Origin of the sequence: Micromonospora sp. RL09-050-HVF-A (genome assembly GCF_019374995.1) — a bacterium.
GTDB classification, from domain to species: Bacteria; Actinomycetota; Actinomycetes; order Mycobacteriales; family Micromonosporaceae; genus Micromonospora; species Micromonospora antibiotica.
In genome coordinates, this window is the sequence record NZ_JAGKQP010000002.1 from 4,343,734 (window position 1) to 4,358,353 (window position 14,620).

Below are 14,620 nucleotides of genomic sequence, written 5' to 3' on the forward strand. Positions count from 1 at the left end.
GGGAGTCCGGAGCGGGGTGCACCGGGCGTCCGGGCCGGGGCCGGGGCGAACCGGTCGACTCCGGTGCAGGTCGGGACGGGACCGGACATCGGCGCGGTCGGCCGGCGCTCGCTACTGTCGAAGTGTGCCCACCGAGCCCTCCCGCTGCGCCGGCGCGTTGACCGTGGGCGATGGCGTCGAGCTGGCACCGCACCGGTTCACCGGGCTGGTCGCCCCGGCGGTCGAGCGGGCGTTCGTGGCCGGGATGCTCGCCGGCCGCGACGGTGGTGGCGCCGAACTGAGCCAGCGGTACGGCGGCCCGGCCGCCACCGGCTTCCTGGTGGAGTTCCGCACCCGGCTCGCCGCACCCGGGGGTGCCGTCGACCGGGCCGGCTTCGCGGCGGTCAACCGCTACCGCGACCCGGCCACCTGCCACCGGGCGCTGGACAAGCAGGTCGCGCACGGCATGATCGCCCGCCGGCCGGACGGCGGTTTCACCGCCACCGAACGCGGTGTCGACTTCCTCACCGAGCTGTACCAGGTGCACGCCGAGGTGACCGAGGAGCTGTGGGCCGGGCACGACGACCGGGTGCACCGGCTCGTCGAGGCGTACGGTCGGGTGCTGGCGTACGCGGTGCTGCTCGCCGGGGAGCCGGACGCCGAGCCCGGGCCGGCGTTCGCCGCGATGGCCCCGCCGTACGAGCCGGACGGCATCCCGTCGGGGGTGTTGCTGCTCAACCGCCTCGGCACGCTGCGGTACCACCGGGCGGACGCGCACGCCGCCGCGTGGACCGCCGCCGGGCACACCGCCACCAGCGTCGGGGAGCTGCCGGACGGGCCGGAGCGACGGGCCATCGAGCTGGAGACGGACCGTCGGGCGGCCGGCCCGTACGCCACGCTGACCGCGGACGAGCGGCTGGGCGTGCTCGCCGACCTGGCCGCCCTGCCCGGTTGAACCGCTGCCCGGCCAGCCCTGGAACCCCTGCCCGGCCCGGCCGAACTCACGGTTGGCGGCGGCTGCCCGGTCACCCGGGGCTATCCTCCACGGTGACCTGGAGTCGTACGAGGGAGGCCCGCATGATCGGGATGGTGCTCGCGGCCGGTGCGGGACGCCGACTGCGCCCGTACACCGACACCCTGCCCAAGGCGTTGGTGCCGGTGGACGGTGAGACCACCATCCTGGACATCGCGCTGCGCAACCTGGCCGAGGTGGGGCTCACCGAGATCGTGATCGTGGTCGGCTACGCCGCCGACGCGGTCGTGCAGCGGCAGTCGGCGCTGGAGGAGAAGTACGGCGTCACCCTCACCCTGGTGCACAACGACAAGGCCGAGGAGTGGAACAACGCGTACTCGCTGTGGCTGGCCCGGGAGCACTTCGCCCGGGGTGTGCTGCTGGTCAACGGCGACACCGTGCACCCGGTGAGCGTGGAGAAGACCCTGCTCGCCGAGCGCGGGCCGGGCATCCTGCTGGCGGTCGACACCCTCAAGGCGCTGGCCGAGGAGGAGATGAAGACCACCTTCGACGCCGCCGGCCAGCTCACCCGGATCACCAAGCTGATGGACCCGGGCGAGGCGTACGGGGAGTACATCGGCGCGACGCTGATCGAGCCGCAGGTGGCCGGGGCGCTCGCCGACGCGCTGGAGGCGACCTGGCGACGCGACCCGAACCTCTACTACGAGGACGGCTACCAGGAGTTCGCCGACCGGGGCGGTGAGGTGCGGGCCGCGCCGATCGGGGACGTCTCCTGGGTCGAGGTCGACAACCACGACGACCTGACCCGGGCGCGGGAGATCGCGTGCCGCTACTAGCCCGTACCATCCTGACCCCGCTGCACATCGACGTGCGGCGCGGCGCGGTCGCCGACCTGGCCACGATCCTCGCCGACGGGCGGATCTCCGCCGGAGGTGACGTGGCGGTGGTGGTCGGCCCCGGTCAGGGCGGGCAGATCGCCGACCTGCTGCGGCCGTCGCTGCGCTCGGCGGACGTGTTCACCGTGGCCGGCGGCACCCTCGACGCCGCCGACGAGCTGGGCGGCAAGCTCCGCGAACGCTCGTACGACGCGGTGGTCGGCATCGGCGGCGGCAAGACCATCGACGTGGCGAAGTACGCGGCCACCCGGCGCGGCCTACCGATGGTGACGATGGCGACCAGCCTCGCCAACGACGGCATCGCCTCCCCGGTGGCCAGCCTGATCACCGGCGGCATCAAGGGCTCCTACGGGGTGCACATCCCGATCGCGGTGATCGTCGACCTCGACTTCGTGGCGGCCGGCCCGGACCGGCACAACCGGGCCGGCATCGGCGACGTGGTCAGCAACATCAGCGCCCTGGCCGACTGGGAACTGGCCCGCCAGGTACGCGGCGAACCGGTCGACGGCCTCGCCGCCTCGCTGGCCCGGATGGGCGCGGAGGCGGTGCTCGCGCACGGCGGCGACATGACCGACGACGCGTTCGTCACGGTGCTGGCCGAGGCGCTGATCTCCAGCGGCCTGGCGATGGCGGTCTGCGGCAGCAGCCGACCGGCCAGCGGCGGCTGCCACGAGATCATGCACGCCGTCGACGCCCTCTTCCCCGGCACCTCGTCGCACGGCGAGCTGGCCGGGCTCGGCGCGTTGTTCTGCACGTTCCTGCGCGGTGACGAGCGGCGCTTCGCCGAGATGTCGGCCTGCCTGGGCCGGCACCGGCTGCCCCGGCACCCGGCCGACGTGGGGCTCAGCGACGACCAGTTCGTCGAGGCGGTGCAGTTCGCCCCGGCGACCCGCCCCGACCGGTACACCATCCTGGAGCACCTGGCCATGTCGGTTACCGAGACGCGGGAGCGGCTGGCAGACTACGCCGGTGCACTCCGCGACCACAGTGGCTGAACCCCGTCCCACCGTTGCCGACTTCCACCGGGTCAACCGGGGCGGCGGCCTGTTCAGCGAGTCGGTCAGCCAGTGGCTGGGTGCCGTCTTCGCCCTGGTCGCCCAGCGCCTCGGGCTGCGCCCGACCGCGCTGACCATCACCAACCTGGTGCTCAGCCTGGCCGCCTCGGTGACCGTGGTGGCGCTCGCCGACCGGGTCGCCGCCGGTACCGTCCCGGCCTGGCTGGTCGGGCTGGTCGCGCTGGTCGGCTGGCAGGTGGCGTACGCCCTGGACTGCGCCGACGGGCAGCTCGCCCGGGTGACCGGTCAGGGCAGCGCGGCGGGTGCCCGGGTCGACGTGCTCTGCGACGTGGCCGCCCAGATCGCCCTGGTCGCCGCCCTGTCCGCCACCGCCGTGGCGCAGCGCCCCTCCACGCCGACCTGGCTGGTGGCGACCTTCGCCGGCACCTGGATGGTCAACCTGGTGACCTCGGTGATGCAGTCCGGCCCCAACGCCGCCAGCATGGTCACCTCCACCTCCCTGCCGGTACGCCTGGTCAAGCTGGTCCGCGACTACGGCGCGGTGATCTTCGTGGCGGGGCTGGTGCTGATGCTCGTGCCGGCGCTGGTGTTCTGGGTGGTCGTGGCGTTCACCGTGGTCAACGGCGGCTTCCTGCTGGCCAGCATCGCCTTCTCGGCCCGCGCGTCGCTGTAGGGCCCTGCGGCGGCGCTGCCGTCACGGCCCCGCAGGGGGTTCGGCATCCTGTTCTTGCGCGCGTTGTCGGCGGAGTTGTTCGAGGACTGCGGTGTCGGCTTCGAGGTCGGGATGGTCGACCTGCCGGTCGAGGTCGACGACCTGTTCGAGTTCCCGGATCGCCTGGTCGAGGTCACCGTTCGCCCGGTGGACCATCGCGATGTTGTACCGGGTGACGGCTTCGCCGACCCGGTCACCGACCTCCCGCCGAATAGGGAGTGCCTGGTGGTAATGGTTTAAGGCCCGCTGCCGATCCCCCAACCCGTCGTACGCGCCGCCGATGTTGTTCAGGGTGACGGCTTCACCGGCCCGATCGCCCACCTCCCGCCGGATAGGTAGAGCCTGGTGGTAGTGGTCGAGGGCCTGACGCCGATCCCCCAAGCCGTCGTACGCGTTGCCGATGTTACTCAGGGTGGCGGCCTCGCCCGCCCGATCACCCACCTCCCGCCGGATGGGCAGAGCCCGGTGAAAGTAGTCCAGAGCCCGCTGGCGATCCCCCAAGCCGTTGTACACGGTGCCGATGTTGCTCAAGGTGACGGCCTCGCCCGCCCGATCACCCACCTCCCGCCGGATGGGCAGAGCCCGGTGAAAGTAGTCCAGAGCCCGCTGGCGATCCCCCAAGCCGTTGTACACGGTGCCGATGTTGTTCAGGGTGACGGCTTCACCGGCCCGATCATCCACCTCCCGCTGGATGGGCAGAGCCTGATGGAAATAGTCCAGGGCCTGCCGCCAATCCCCCAGACTGTCGTACACGCTCCCGACGTTGTTCAGGGTGATGGCTTCACCGGCCCGATCATCCACCTCCCGCCGGATAGGCAGAGCCTGACGGAAATAGTCCAGGGCCCGCCTCCGATCCCCCACGCGGTCGTACACGCTGCCAATGTTGTGCAAAATGGCGGCTTCACCGGCCCGGTTACCCACCTCCCGGTGGATCGGCAGGGCCTGATGGAAGTGCTCCAGGGCCCGCCGCTGATCCCCCAGGCTGATGTGCACGCCGCCGATGTTGCTCAGGGTTACGGCCTCGCCCGCCCGGTCACCCGCCTCCCGCTGGATGGGCAGGGCCCGGTGGTAATGGTCCAAGGCCTGCCGCCGATCCCCCAGGCTGTGGTAGACGTTGCCGATGTTGTTGAGAGTGACGCCTTCGTTGCCTGGGTGGCCGGCCTGCCGGTACATGATCAGGGCTTGCTGGTAGTCCTCCAGCGCCGGCTGGGGCCGGCCGGTCGACGCCCGCGCCCAGCCACGCTGGTAGAAGGCATCGGCGTCCGGGCCCAGGGTCAGGGTCGCGGTGGCCATGGCCTCGACGGCGGCGAACCGCGAGGTGCTCAGCCACGTCCGGCACACCCGGTTACTTGCGTCCCGGGCGATCTCCGGCTGTCGGCCCGCGACCGCGAGCCGGTGCACCTCGACCCAGCGGGCGAGGAATCGCGGGTCAGTGGCCATCGGCGGCGGTGGAGTCGAGGACCCAGAGTTGGTAGAGGGACCGGGCGGCGGCGGCGCACGCCTCGGTGTAGTCGTCGTCGGTGAGCAGAGGGCGGACGAGCGGGTGCAGGACGTTGGAGACGAAGTAGCGGGGCTGGTGGGTCTCGGGGTCGATGCCCTCTTCGAGCAGACCGAGTTCGACGGCCCGCTGGAGGTGCCGGGCGGCGTCGGGATGCTGGTGCAGGGCGTGGACGGTGGCGGCGGGGATCGGGAGTTCGACGACGTTGACCCGGGCGAGCATGCGGCGCAGTTCGAGGGGTTGGGAGTCGAGCAGGTTGTCGGCGAGGACAGTCTCCCGGCGGAACCGGTCGGCTTCGCCCTCGATGGCGGCGAGCAGGCCGTCGACGTCGAGGGCGGCGTCGCCGACGATCTTGTCGAGCCAGTCGAGCAGGCGGGGGTTGCCGGCTGCGGCCTCGATCGCCCGGGTCCGGATGGTGGGGTTGATGGTGGATTCGGGGCGCAGGTTGGTCAGGTTGGCGATCTTCTTGGTCTGCTCGACGGTGGTGAGGCTTTCCAGCGCCTCGACGGCGAGGGTGGTGCCGGCCGGGGTGGGGAAGCGGTAGCGGCTGGTGATGACGACGCGGCTCGGGCTGCCGGTGTCGCGGATGGCGGTGAGCAGGGCGGGCAGGATCTCGGCCATCGCCGGGGCGAGCACCCGGCTGCGGTCGTCGCGGGTGTCGAGGTTGCCGGTCTCGAAGTCGTCGAACACGAACAGGCAGGGTGTGTCGCCGAGCGGCCCGTCGACGTCGAGCAGGTACCGCAGCCGAATCGGAAGCGGGAGCTGCTCGTTGTCGAGGAGTTTGGCGGCCTCGATGCTCTGGTCGACGTCGTCGAAGCGGATCTTGCTGGTCAGTTCGCGGAACTTGATGGCGTCGACCCGGCCGTACCAGACGGCGCGCTGGTGGGTGGGCATGCGTTCCAGGAGCCGGGAGGCGAGGCTGCTCTTGCCGAGCCCACCCATGCCGGCCAGCAGCAGGCCCTGCGCCGCGCCGGAGGTGTCGGCGGGTTGCCGCAGGACACGTAGGCAGCGCTGGATGACCCGCCGTCGGCCGACGAACTCGGCGCGGGACGCGACCCGGGACAGTTGGGTCTGCGGGTCCAGGAACTGCTGGTCGGCGGCGCGCACCTGCAACCGCTTACGGCCCTTGGTGTGCAGCGGGGTAACCATGGGTGCCAGCGGGGACCGGTCGGCGTAGACCCGGAGCAGATGCCAGTAGCTGCTCTTCTTGTCGTGGAACAGGTGACGGCGTGCCTCGACGATGGCCCGGTCCAACGACCCGCCGTCGGCCAGGGCCCGGTAGAGGGCGGCGGCGAAGTCGGTGGCGGAGATGTCCCCGACCGGCAGCGCCCAGCCCAGCACCGCAGGGGCACCAGCGGCGACCAGACTCTCACTCATCGACGGAAACACCCCGCCTTCCGGAGCGTCGGCGGTCAGGCAACCGGAGACGAACACCAGCCTCGGCCAGTGGCCCTGCATCGCCTCGGCGAGTTGGTCGGCCGTCGCCCTGGTGGGTGCGCCGAACTCGTCCTCCAGGAGGAAGACCGGCTTCCCACCGTCGGTAGTGGCGTGCCCGCTCAGGTGCAGCACGTCGAAGTGGCCGGGCCCGTAGTCGCGGCTGAGGAACCGCAGCCCTTCCAGGGTGCCGCTCTCCTCCACCACCAGATCCGTGCCGGTGCGTCGGGTCGCGGCCAGGATCGCCGCCTCCTCGGCCTCGAAGTTGAGCACCGGCTCCACACCCTCGGGCGCGGCCGCCATGAACAGCACCCGCAACGGCCGGTTGCCCGGCACGACCGGGCCCGTCAACGCCGCGTGGTCGCCGACCGTCCGGACCGGCAACAGCGGTGCCCGCCCGGCCACCGTCAGGAAGGCCCCTCCTGGGCCAGCAACTCCCATGGCAGGTGCCGCAGCCGCTGCTCGGCGGTGATCCGCAACACCGCTCCGGCGGGATGGGCCAGCATCGGGGTCAGCCACCGCTCGTCGCCGTCCAGGAACTCCGCCAGCCGGGTCCCCAGCTCGGCCAGCCGGGTCGCGCCGTACACCTTGTAGGCGGTGGCGTCGGTGCTGTAGTCGCGGCGTACCAGGGTGATCAGCTCGTCGACCGCGGCCCGGTCCAGGCTGCGGACCCGGGGTGGCTGGCCGTCGGCGGACAGCCGCAGCTCGTAGTGGTTGGAGGTCTGCTCGAAGACCTCCAGGTCGAAGGTACTCATCTGCCATCCCCGTCATGGTGGTCAGGTCAGTCCGGCCCGCAGCTCCGCCGCCCAGCTCGCGGCCCGCGCCCCGGACACCTCCACTGTGGCGCTTTCCATGACCACGTCTCCCCTGATGCGCCTGGTCAAGCCGGTCCGAGGCCGCCCACCGCCGGCCCGGCCAGGTGATCGACGGTGGACCTTGGGTGGCTACTGTACGTTTCCTTCGCGTCGCGCGACCGCTTCGTGAACCCGGCTCGGGTGACGACTTTCCGACTTACTGACCGGCTCCCTGCCATCGGGGGTAAGAACGTTCACGACCGATGCGCTGCCGCCCGCCGGGTGGTGCCACGGTCCGGTGGCGACCGCGTCGGCAACAAGGAGCATCAGGATGACCGAGGTGGAGTCGGGGATCGAGGATCGGGAAGCAGCACGACTCCGACCCGTCACTCCCACTGCGGCGGTCACCGTTGCCCGGTGGGTCGAGGTGCACCGGCTCGCGGTGGCCGGTCGGCAGCCGGTGATCGCCCGGGATGTCGGTTCCCGGGTGTGTCGGGTGTGGCTGCGTACCTCGCGGTTCGCCGCCGTCGAGGCCATGGCCACCGCGACCCTGACCCTCGGCCCGGACGCCAGCCCCTTCCACCAGCGGGGTTGGGCGCGGTCGGCGACCGGCCGACCCCGGCCGGCGCTGGAGGACTACCAGCAGGCCCTGACCCTGTACCAACAGGCCGGCCACCGGGCCGGCGAAGCCGCCACCCTCACCAGCATCGGCAGCGTGTACGACAGGCTGGGGGATCGGCAGCGGGCCCTGGACCACTACCACCAGGCCCTCCCCATCACACGGGAGGTCGGCGACCGGGCCGGCGAAGCCACCACCCTCAACAACATCGGCCACGTGTACGACAACCTGGGAGATCGGCAGCGAGCCCTGGACCACTACCACCAGGCCCTACCCATCCGGCGGGAGGTCGGCGACCGGGCCGGCGAAGCCGTCACCCTCAACAACATCGGCAGCGTGTACCACAGCCTGGGGGATCGGCAGCGGGCCCTGGACTACTTCGACCAGGCCCTCCCCATCCGGCGGGAGGTCGGCGACCGGGCCGGCGAAGCCGTCACCCTCCACAACATCGGCAGCGTGTACCACAGCCTGGGGGATCGGCAGCGAGCCCTGGACCACTTCCGCCAGGCCCTCCCCATCCGGCGGGAGGTCGGCGACCGGGCCGGCGAAGCCGTCACCCTCAACAACATCGGCAGCGTGTACCACAGCCTGGGGGATCGGCAGCGGGCCCTGGACTACTTCGACCAGGCCCTATCCATCCAGCGGGAGGTCGGCAACCGGGCCGGCGAAGCCGTCACCCGGTTCAACATCGCGATGCTCCTCAGGGCAGGCGGTGACCTCGACCAGGCGATCCAGGAACTCGAACACGTCGTCGACCTCGACCGACAGGTCGACCACCCCGACCTCGAAGACGACACCCGTGTCCTCGAACAGCTCCGACAGGAACGCACGGAAAGCCAGTAGGGAAGCACTTCGGCCACGGCCGAGCGAGACCCTTTCGATACATCGAAAGGTGTCGTAGTGTGGCGGTCGCAGGCAAGCGCTTTCCTGTCGTGTACGACACGTCGGCGGGTGCTCCTGCGGCGCGGACGCCTGTCCGCCACCACCCCGTCCCATCACCCGTCTCGGAGGACACGTGAGCACACGTGAGAACGGCGCGACGTCGCGCCGCCGACGCTGGCAGGTCGCCCTGCTGCCGTTCGCCACCGTAGGGCTGGTCGCCGCCGGCCTGGTCGTCACCCAGACCGGCGCCCAGGCCGCCACCTGGCCCACCGCCAAGAGCACCACCACCGTCACCACCACCCAGTCGGTCAGCGGCACCAAGGACTACGGCCTGGTGCGCTACAAGGCCGGCGGCGCGATGGGCGACGGCGGCCAGAGCGAGAGCCAGAAGCCGATCTTCGAGCTGGCCGACGGCGCGACGATCAAAAACGTGATCATCGGTTCGCCGGCCGCCGACGGCATCCACTGCAAGGGCACCTGCACGCTGATCAACGTGTGGTGGGAGGACGTCGGCGAGGACGCCGCCACCTTCAAGGGCGGCTCGTCGGCGAACTACACGGTCGACGGCGGCGGTGCCCGGTCCGCCTCCGACAAGGTGTTCCAGCACAACGGCGGCGGCAAGCTGACCATCAAGAACTTCGACGTCAGCAACTTCGGCAAGCTGTACCGGTCGTGCGGCAACTGCTCGACCCAGTACAAGCGGACCGTCGTCATCCAGAACGTCACCGTGACCGCCCCCGGCAAGGTGCTCGCCGGCATCAACACCAACTACGGCGACACCGCGACGTTCTCGGGCATCACCATCTACGGCGACAGCAGCAGGAAGATCTCCATCTGCGACCGCTACACGGGCAACAGCTCCGGTGCCGAGCCGGTCAAGACCGGCAGCGGCCCCGACGGTACGTACTGCAAGTACACGTCGTCGAACATCGTCTACAAGTAGGGCCGACGCTCTTCAGGCATCGAAAGCTCAGCCCCTGCCGAGGCGGGCCGCGCACGCACCGAGGTGGGCGTGCGCGGCCCGTCGCCGTCGCTGGCACCGACGCCCCCAGCGAGCGGGCAGCCAGCTTGTCGCCCACGACAACAGGCCAGGTCACAGCCGCGCGGAGAGTATGACGGAAGACGACTGACAGTTGGCCGTGACATGCGGACGCCTGGACGTCGGAGGTGCGAGAATAGGCGACGATCCAAGACACAGGAGGTGAGCCGGGATGTCGAGCAGCGCCGAGCAGATGCCTGAGTGGCCGACCGCTGAGCACGTACCGGCCGAGGAGATTGCCCGTCGCCAGGGTGTCCGGCCGATCGCCTCCGTCGACGACCTCGCACGGCCGGGCCTGTTCGAGTCCGACGACGAGCTGGACGACTTTCTCGCTGATCTTTATGCCTCCCGCCGGGCCAACGCCGCGTGAGCCTGGTAGTCCTGGACACTGACGTCGCATCGGCCATTCTGCGCGGCCGGCTACACGACAGGCTCCGCACCCGACTGGTGGGTAAGACCCTGTGCATCACCTTCGTCACGCTCGGGGAGCTGACCAAGTGGACTGCGATGAGGAGTTGGGGGCCACGCAAGCTGGCCGACCTCGCGCAGTGGCGGTCCGGCGTGGTGCTGCTCCCCTTCGACGAGGCGGTAGCGACGACCTGGGGCCATCTTCAGGCTCGGGCGCAGCATCGCGGGCGGCCCCGGCCGACGAATGACTCCTGGATCGCGGCGTGCTGTCTCGTCGATCGGCTGCCGCTGGCGACCTTCAACGACAAGGACTACGCCGACTTCGCCGAGTACGACGGCCGCCGGCTCTTCGACGTCTCGTAGGTGGTACGGAAGCGGGAAGTCCGTCAACCCAGGTCAGGCCCAGATGTTCTTGGGCGTCTTCGACCGCCGCACCCACCTTGATTGACTCAGTTGGGGCGAAGTTGGGGTGTCAACCGTGCAGGAATACCGCTACTTCAGCCCACGGGTTTGGCCGCTCAGCTCTCGGACGGCTGTTCGTCCCCACCGCAGCGTGCTCCGGACTCCCGAGACAGGAGCCGGGGCAGGTTACTGTCGCAGTCGATACGACGGGCAACGTCAGTTGCTCTTGAGGGAGTCGACGAAGGTGCGCCAGCCGTGGGTGTCGAAGGCGAGGGTGGGGCCGGACTTGTCCTTGCTGTCCCGGACGGCCACTCCGTTGCGGAGGTCGGCCACCTCGACGCACTGACCGTTGGCGTCGCTTCGGCTGCTCTTACGCCACACGCCGCGTGAACGGTCCATTACCGCGTCTCCCCCTACGTCATGTCCTTCACTACGGCGGCGATCAGGTCTCGGGACTTGCTGACGCTGAGCGCTGCCGCGTGCAGGTGCGTATACGCCAGCGTAACGCGTCGCAAGTCATCCTCGCGTTCGAGATAGGCGTCTCCCGCCTGGCTCACCACGTAGACGACTGGGCTGTGGATGTCCTCGGGAAACTCCAAGATCGAGAAGGAGCCCACGGTGCCGGGGTGCCAGCCCTCGCCGAACGGCAGCACCTGAAGCTCGATGTTCGGCCGCTCGCTCATCTCGATGAGGTGACGGAGTTGGGCGCGCATCACGTCCGGACCGCCGGTCTGACGACGCAGCACGCCTTCGTCCACGATGCCCCAGAACTTCAGCGCTGGCTCTTCGATCAGGTGATCCTGCCTGGTCATCCGCACCTCGACCCGACGACGCACTTCCTCGCTCTGACCCGGCCAGGCGGCGCTGACGATCGCATAGGCGTATGCCTCGGTCTGAAGCAGTCCTGGCACGACGGCCAGCTCGAAGTTCCGGACTGCCGTCGCTGCGGACTCCAGCCCGATGTACATGCTGTACGGGTTCGGGAGTTGGCCGAACTTCGCCCACCAGCCGCGCTCCTTGCCTTGGCGCTGAAGGTCAAGTGCGGTTTGCCGTATCCGGTCGTCACTGACGCCGTAGCGGGTGAGCATGACGATCACGTCAGGCCGGCTGACGCCGACCACCCCTGATTCGATCTTGTAAATCTTCGACTCCGAGCAGCCCAGCTCGGTTGCGATCTCCTTGTGCGAGACACCGGCAGCCTCACGGAGCCGGTGCAACTCTCGGCCGAGCTGCCATCGCGCGATCGTCGGCCCGCTTGCCCTCGCCACGTCTACCTCCAGGGTTGCGAACACCGTCAGTGTTCTCCCCTCCATCTCCGAGATCAAGGAGCGCAAGGCGAGCCCTGTTCCTCCATGGAAAGTTTCCATGGAAGTCTAGACTTCGCCGATCGCCTTTGCCACTCTCTGTATGGAAGCAACTACGACTCGGAGGTCCCCCCATGGCTCGGCATGCGAAGCATCTGACGCGCTCTGGTCTGCTGGCGAAGCTCTGGCCGTTCGGGCGTCGTCGGGTGAACCCGCTCGACCGGCTCCGGCCGGCGACGAACCACGCCGAGCGCGTCGCGGCGTACCGGGTGACAGGGGTGGCGCGGGTGCCCGACCTGCCGGAACGGCCGCTGTTGACGCTGGCGGGGGAATACCGGGCGGGGTGCTGGTCGTGACGGCGCGGCGCGGGCCCGACCACGACGACCGGGGCGAGCAGATCCAGGCGGCGGAACGCGAGGCGGCCCGGCAACGGATCCTCGCCCAGGCCGAGGCGGAGCGGATACCGGCCGAGGAGACCACCCGGGCGGTGCCGGACCGGCGGTGGCGTCGTGGACAGCAGTGAGCTGCTGCCGGTCGGCCGGCGGGTGGCGTACTGGCGGGGGCGCCGGAAACTGTCGCAGCAGGTGTTCGCCGATCGGCTCGGCCGGTCGAAATCCTGGGTCGACAAGGTCGAGCGGGGTGTCCGGTCGCTGGACAAAATGTCGACGTTGCGGGACATCGCCGCCGTGCTACGGATCGACACCGCCGTGCTGCTCGGCCGGGACGCCCGACCCGCCACGACGACCGCCCGGATCGAAGGGGTGGAGCGGATCCGGGAGGCCCTGTCGACGTACGACATAGCGCTCGGTCGCCCGGCGACCCGCCCGGCGGCGCCGGCCGACCGAGTGGTGCGGGACGTCGGGCACGCCTGGGTGCAGTTCCAGCATGCCCGGTACCCGCAGGTGACCACCGTCCTGCCTGGTCTGCTGGCCGGCGTGCAACGGGTCGCCGCCGACGATCACGAGCGGAGCCGCCCGCTGCTGGTGGAGGTGTACCGGCTCGCCGCCGCGCTGCTGGTGAAGCTCGGCGAGGCCGACCTGGGCTGGCTGGCCGCCGATCGGTCCATGGCCACCGGTGCCGGCGATCCCCTGCTGGTGGCCGCCGCCACGGTGCAGCTCGGCCAGGTGTTCCGCGCGTCGGGGCGGGCCCGGGCGGCGCAGTCGGCGGCGCTCGCTGGCGCGTACCGGATCGCCCTGCTCGGACCCGGCGATGGTGGCCCTGGTGAGTTGTCGTTGTGCGGGGCGCTGCTGGTGCAGGCCGCGCTGGGGGCGGCCCGCCTGGGTGACGACCGGGCCGTCGCCGACCTCCTCGACGAGGCCGCCGGGATGGCCGCGCAGGTCGGTGAGGGCCACGACCACCACCGGACCGCGTTCGGGCCGACGGCGGTCGACCTCGCCCGTACCGCCGCCGCCCTGGAGCTGGGCCACGCGGGTGAGGCGGTGGCCTGGCACGAGCAGACGACCCGGCGGGACGCCTGGCGGTGGCTGCCACTGGAGCACCGGGCGGCGCACCTGATCGATGCGGCCCGCGCCTACCTCCAGGCCGACGACCCGACCAACGCGGGCCGGGTGCTGGCCGACGCCGACCGGATGGCACCCGCCGAGGTACGCCACCGGCCCGCCGCCCGGGAAGTGCTCGGCCAGGTGGCCCGCGCCCCGCACGCCCCGGCCACGATCGTCACGCTCGCCGCCGCCCTCGGGGTGACCTGACCATGACCGCGCCTCACCTGTCGTTGGCGCAGATCCGCAATCGGCTGGTCCTCACCGCCCGCGCGGTCCTCCGCGACCACCGGCCCGACCCGGATGGCCGCTGCCGGGTCTGCCGGGTCGCGGACTGCCGGGTGTCGGCCGCCGCCCGCGACGTCCTCGCCGCCGCCGCTGCCTGCCGGGAAAACCCTGGCCGGCAAGCCGGCTCCGCCCGGCCAGGAATGCAGACTGGCTAATCGGTGCCGGGAGCCGCCACCGGCAGGCCCACCGAGGCGGCGATATCCGCCATCCGCTTGTCGTATGTGACCAGCACGTCGAGCGCATCGCCAAGGATCTGGGCGCTTGCCACGTGCAATGCGTCCAATGTTCGAATCCCGGCAGGAAGCGCTGCTGCGGAATCCCGGACCTCCTCGGTCAACAGGATCTCGGTGAAGTTACGAGCCAGCATCTGCATGGCGTCCGGATAGTCTCCGATCCGGTCGAGGGTGCGTACCGTCTCGACGAACCCGACAGAGCTGGTCGCCATCGGCATGCCGGCCCGGTCTGCCAGAAACTCCTTCAGCTGCGTCACGTGGGTGCGGCCGGAGAGCAGCGTGATCAAGGCGGACGAGTCGAGGTAGATCACCGATCATCGTCCTCACGGTCTGCCAGGAGCAGATCGAGAGGCGACACGTCGGACGGCACGTCGTAACGGGGCAACCGATCGAGATCGCTCGTGGTGGTCGCCTTGAGGCGGATCGCGCCTTTGGCCACCAGGGACGCGTATCTGCCGAGTGTCCCTGAACCCGGCAGCAGGACGGCGATCACGCTGCCGTGCCGCGTCACCTCGATCGACTCGCCCCGCTCGACCCGGGCGAACATCGCGCTCGGGTTGTAGGAGAACTCACGCACGGAAACGGTGCTCACAACACGCCTCCCTTGTGCCGACAACGCCATCATTGTACCTACACGGCTGGCC

The 14,620-nt window shown here is 70.5% G+C and carries 18 protein-coding genes; 11 read left to right on the forward strand and 7 right to left on the reverse strand.

The features are described 5' to 3' along the window. The first annotated feature begins 124 nt into the window (after nt 1-124). The 4 genes from J7462_RS18985 to J7462_RS19000 all read left to right on the forward strand — a co-directional run bounded on the left by J7462_RS18985 (nt 125) and on the right by J7462_RS19000 (nt 3,537). Nucleotides 125-934: a hypothetical protein gene (locus J7462_RS18985; protein ID WP_308290946.1), complete on the forward strand. Its 810-nt coding sequence runs from the start codon at nt 125-127 to the stop codon at nt 932-934. A 122-nt stretch (nt 935-1,056) separates the two neighbouring features. Further along, the gene (locus J7462_RS18990) at nt 1,057-1,788 is read left to right on the forward strand and encodes a sugar phosphate nucleotidyltransferase (RefSeq protein WP_204925428.1); all 732 of its coding nucleotides are present in this window, start codon (nt 1,057-1,059) and stop codon (nt 1,786-1,788) included. After that, nucleotides 1,776-2,843, forward strand: a complete 1,068-nt coding sequence (locus J7462_RS18995; RefSeq protein ID WP_219465276.1) for an iron-containing alcohol dehydrogenase family protein — start codon at nt 1,776-1,778, stop codon at nt 2,841-2,843. The genes J7462_RS18990 and J7462_RS18995 overlap by 13 nt, the downstream gene beginning before the upstream one ends. Then, nucleotides 2,818-3,537, forward strand: coding sequence for a CDP-alcohol phosphatidyltransferase family protein (locus tag J7462_RS19000; protein ID WP_219465277.1), 720 nt, complete (start codon nt 2,818-2,820; stop codon nt 3,535-3,537). Before J7462_RS18995 ends, J7462_RS19000 begins: the two co-directional genes overlap by 26 nt. Nucleotides 3,538-3,558: 21 nt before the next feature. On the opposite strand, the gene J7462_RS19005 is transcribed toward J7462_RS19000, so the two are convergent. The 3 genes from J7462_RS19005 to J7462_RS32360 are packed head-to-tail and all read right to left on the reverse strand — an operon-like array spanning nt 3,559 to nt 7,263. Then, on the reverse strand, nt 3,559-5,016 hold the full coding sequence (locus J7462_RS19005; protein WP_219465278.1) for a tetratricopeptide repeat protein: 1,458 nt from the start codon (nt 5,014-5,016) through the stop codon (nt 3,559-3,561). Beyond that, nucleotides 5,006-6,913: a CHAT domain-containing protein gene (locus J7462_RS19010; protein WP_308290947.1), complete on the reverse strand. Its 1,908-nt coding sequence runs from the start codon at nt 6,911-6,913 to the stop codon at nt 5,006-5,008. Before J7462_RS19010 ends, J7462_RS19005 begins: the two co-directional genes overlap by 11 nt. Nucleotides 6,914-6,915: 2 nt before the next feature. Continuing rightward, nucleotides 6,916-7,263: a hypothetical protein gene (locus J7462_RS32360; RefSeq protein ID WP_255597788.1), complete on the reverse strand. Its 348-nt coding sequence runs from the start codon at nt 7,261-7,263 to the stop codon at nt 6,916-6,918. Nucleotides 7,264-7,633: 370 nt separating this feature from the next. Here J7462_RS32360 and J7462_RS19015 point away from each other — a divergent pair, with 370 nt between their 5' ends. From J7462_RS19015 to J7462_RS19030, 4 genes are all read left to right on the forward strand, one after another. Continuing rightward, entirely contained in the window at nt 7,634-8,764 is a 1,131-nt protein-coding gene (locus J7462_RS19015; protein ID WP_219465279.1) for a tetratricopeptide repeat protein, read from the forward strand. A 172-nt stretch (nt 8,765-8,936) separates the two neighbouring features. Next, nucleotides 8,937-9,746, forward strand: coding sequence for a pectate lyase (locus J7462_RS19020; protein ID WP_219465280.1), 810 nt, complete (start codon nt 8,937-8,939; stop codon nt 9,744-9,746). Between the two features lie 268 nt (nt 9,747-10,014). Then, nucleotides 10,015-10,212, forward strand: a complete 198-nt coding sequence (locus J7462_RS19025) for a hypothetical protein (RefSeq protein WP_088642370.1) — start codon at nt 10,015-10,017, stop codon at nt 10,210-10,212. Next, nucleotides 10,209-10,613: a type II toxin-antitoxin system VapC family toxin gene (locus J7462_RS19030; protein WP_219465282.1), complete on the forward strand. Its 405-nt coding sequence runs from the start codon at nt 10,209-10,211 to the stop codon at nt 10,611-10,613. Before J7462_RS19025 ends, J7462_RS19030 begins: the two co-directional genes overlap by 4 nt. 255 nt (nt 10,614-10,868) lie before the next feature. Here J7462_RS19030 and J7462_RS19035 read toward each other — a convergent pair whose 3' ends face one another. Further along, a complete protein-coding gene (locus J7462_RS19035) occupies nt 10,869-11,051 on the reverse strand; it encodes a DUF397 domain-containing protein (RefSeq protein ID WP_219465284.1) in 183 nt (60 codons plus the stop codon). 14 nt (nt 11,052-11,065) lie between these two features. Then, the gene (locus J7462_RS19040; protein WP_308290948.1) at nt 11,066-11,944 is read right to left on the reverse strand and encodes a helix-turn-helix transcriptional regulator; all 879 of its coding nucleotides are present in this window, start codon (nt 11,942-11,944) and stop codon (nt 11,066-11,068) included. A gap of 146 nt (nt 11,945-12,090) precedes the next feature. On the opposite strand from J7462_RS19040, the gene J7462_RS19045 reads away from it, so the two are divergent. From J7462_RS19045 to J7462_RS19055, 3 genes are read left to right on the forward strand one after another with little or no spacing between them, the layout of a single operon-like run. Then, nucleotides 12,091-12,312 (forward strand): hypothetical protein, encoded by a 222-nt coding sequence (locus J7462_RS19045; protein WP_219465286.1) that lies wholly within the window; start codon nt 12,091-12,093, stop codon nt 12,310-12,312. Next, nucleotides 12,309-12,479, forward strand: a complete 171-nt coding sequence (locus J7462_RS19050) for a hypothetical protein (protein WP_219465289.1) — start codon at nt 12,309-12,311, stop codon at nt 12,477-12,479. Before J7462_RS19045 ends, J7462_RS19050 begins: the two co-directional genes overlap by 4 nt. After that, nucleotides 12,466-13,665, forward strand: a complete 1,200-nt coding sequence (locus J7462_RS19055) for a helix-turn-helix domain-containing protein (protein WP_308290949.1) — start codon at nt 12,466-12,468, stop codon at nt 13,663-13,665. The genes J7462_RS19050 and J7462_RS19055 overlap by 14 nt, the downstream gene beginning before the upstream one ends. A gap of 229 nt (nt 13,666-13,894) precedes the next feature. Here J7462_RS19055 and J7462_RS19060 read toward each other — a convergent pair whose 3' ends face one another. Together J7462_RS19060 and J7462_RS19065 are read right to left on the reverse strand one after the other, a co-directional pair. Further along, complete coding sequence (locus tag J7462_RS19060; RefSeq protein ID WP_219465291.1) at nt 13,895-14,287, reverse strand: type II toxin-antitoxin system VapC family toxin; 393 nt, start codon at nt 14,285-14,287, stop codon at nt 13,895-13,897. Next, a complete protein-coding gene (locus tag J7462_RS19065; protein ID WP_308290950.1) occupies nt 14,284-14,568 on the reverse strand; it encodes a type II toxin-antitoxin system Phd/YefM family antitoxin in 285 nt (94 codons plus the stop codon). Before J7462_RS19065 ends, J7462_RS19060 begins: the two co-directional genes overlap by 4 nt. Nucleotides 14,569-14,620: the final 52 nt, after the last annotated feature.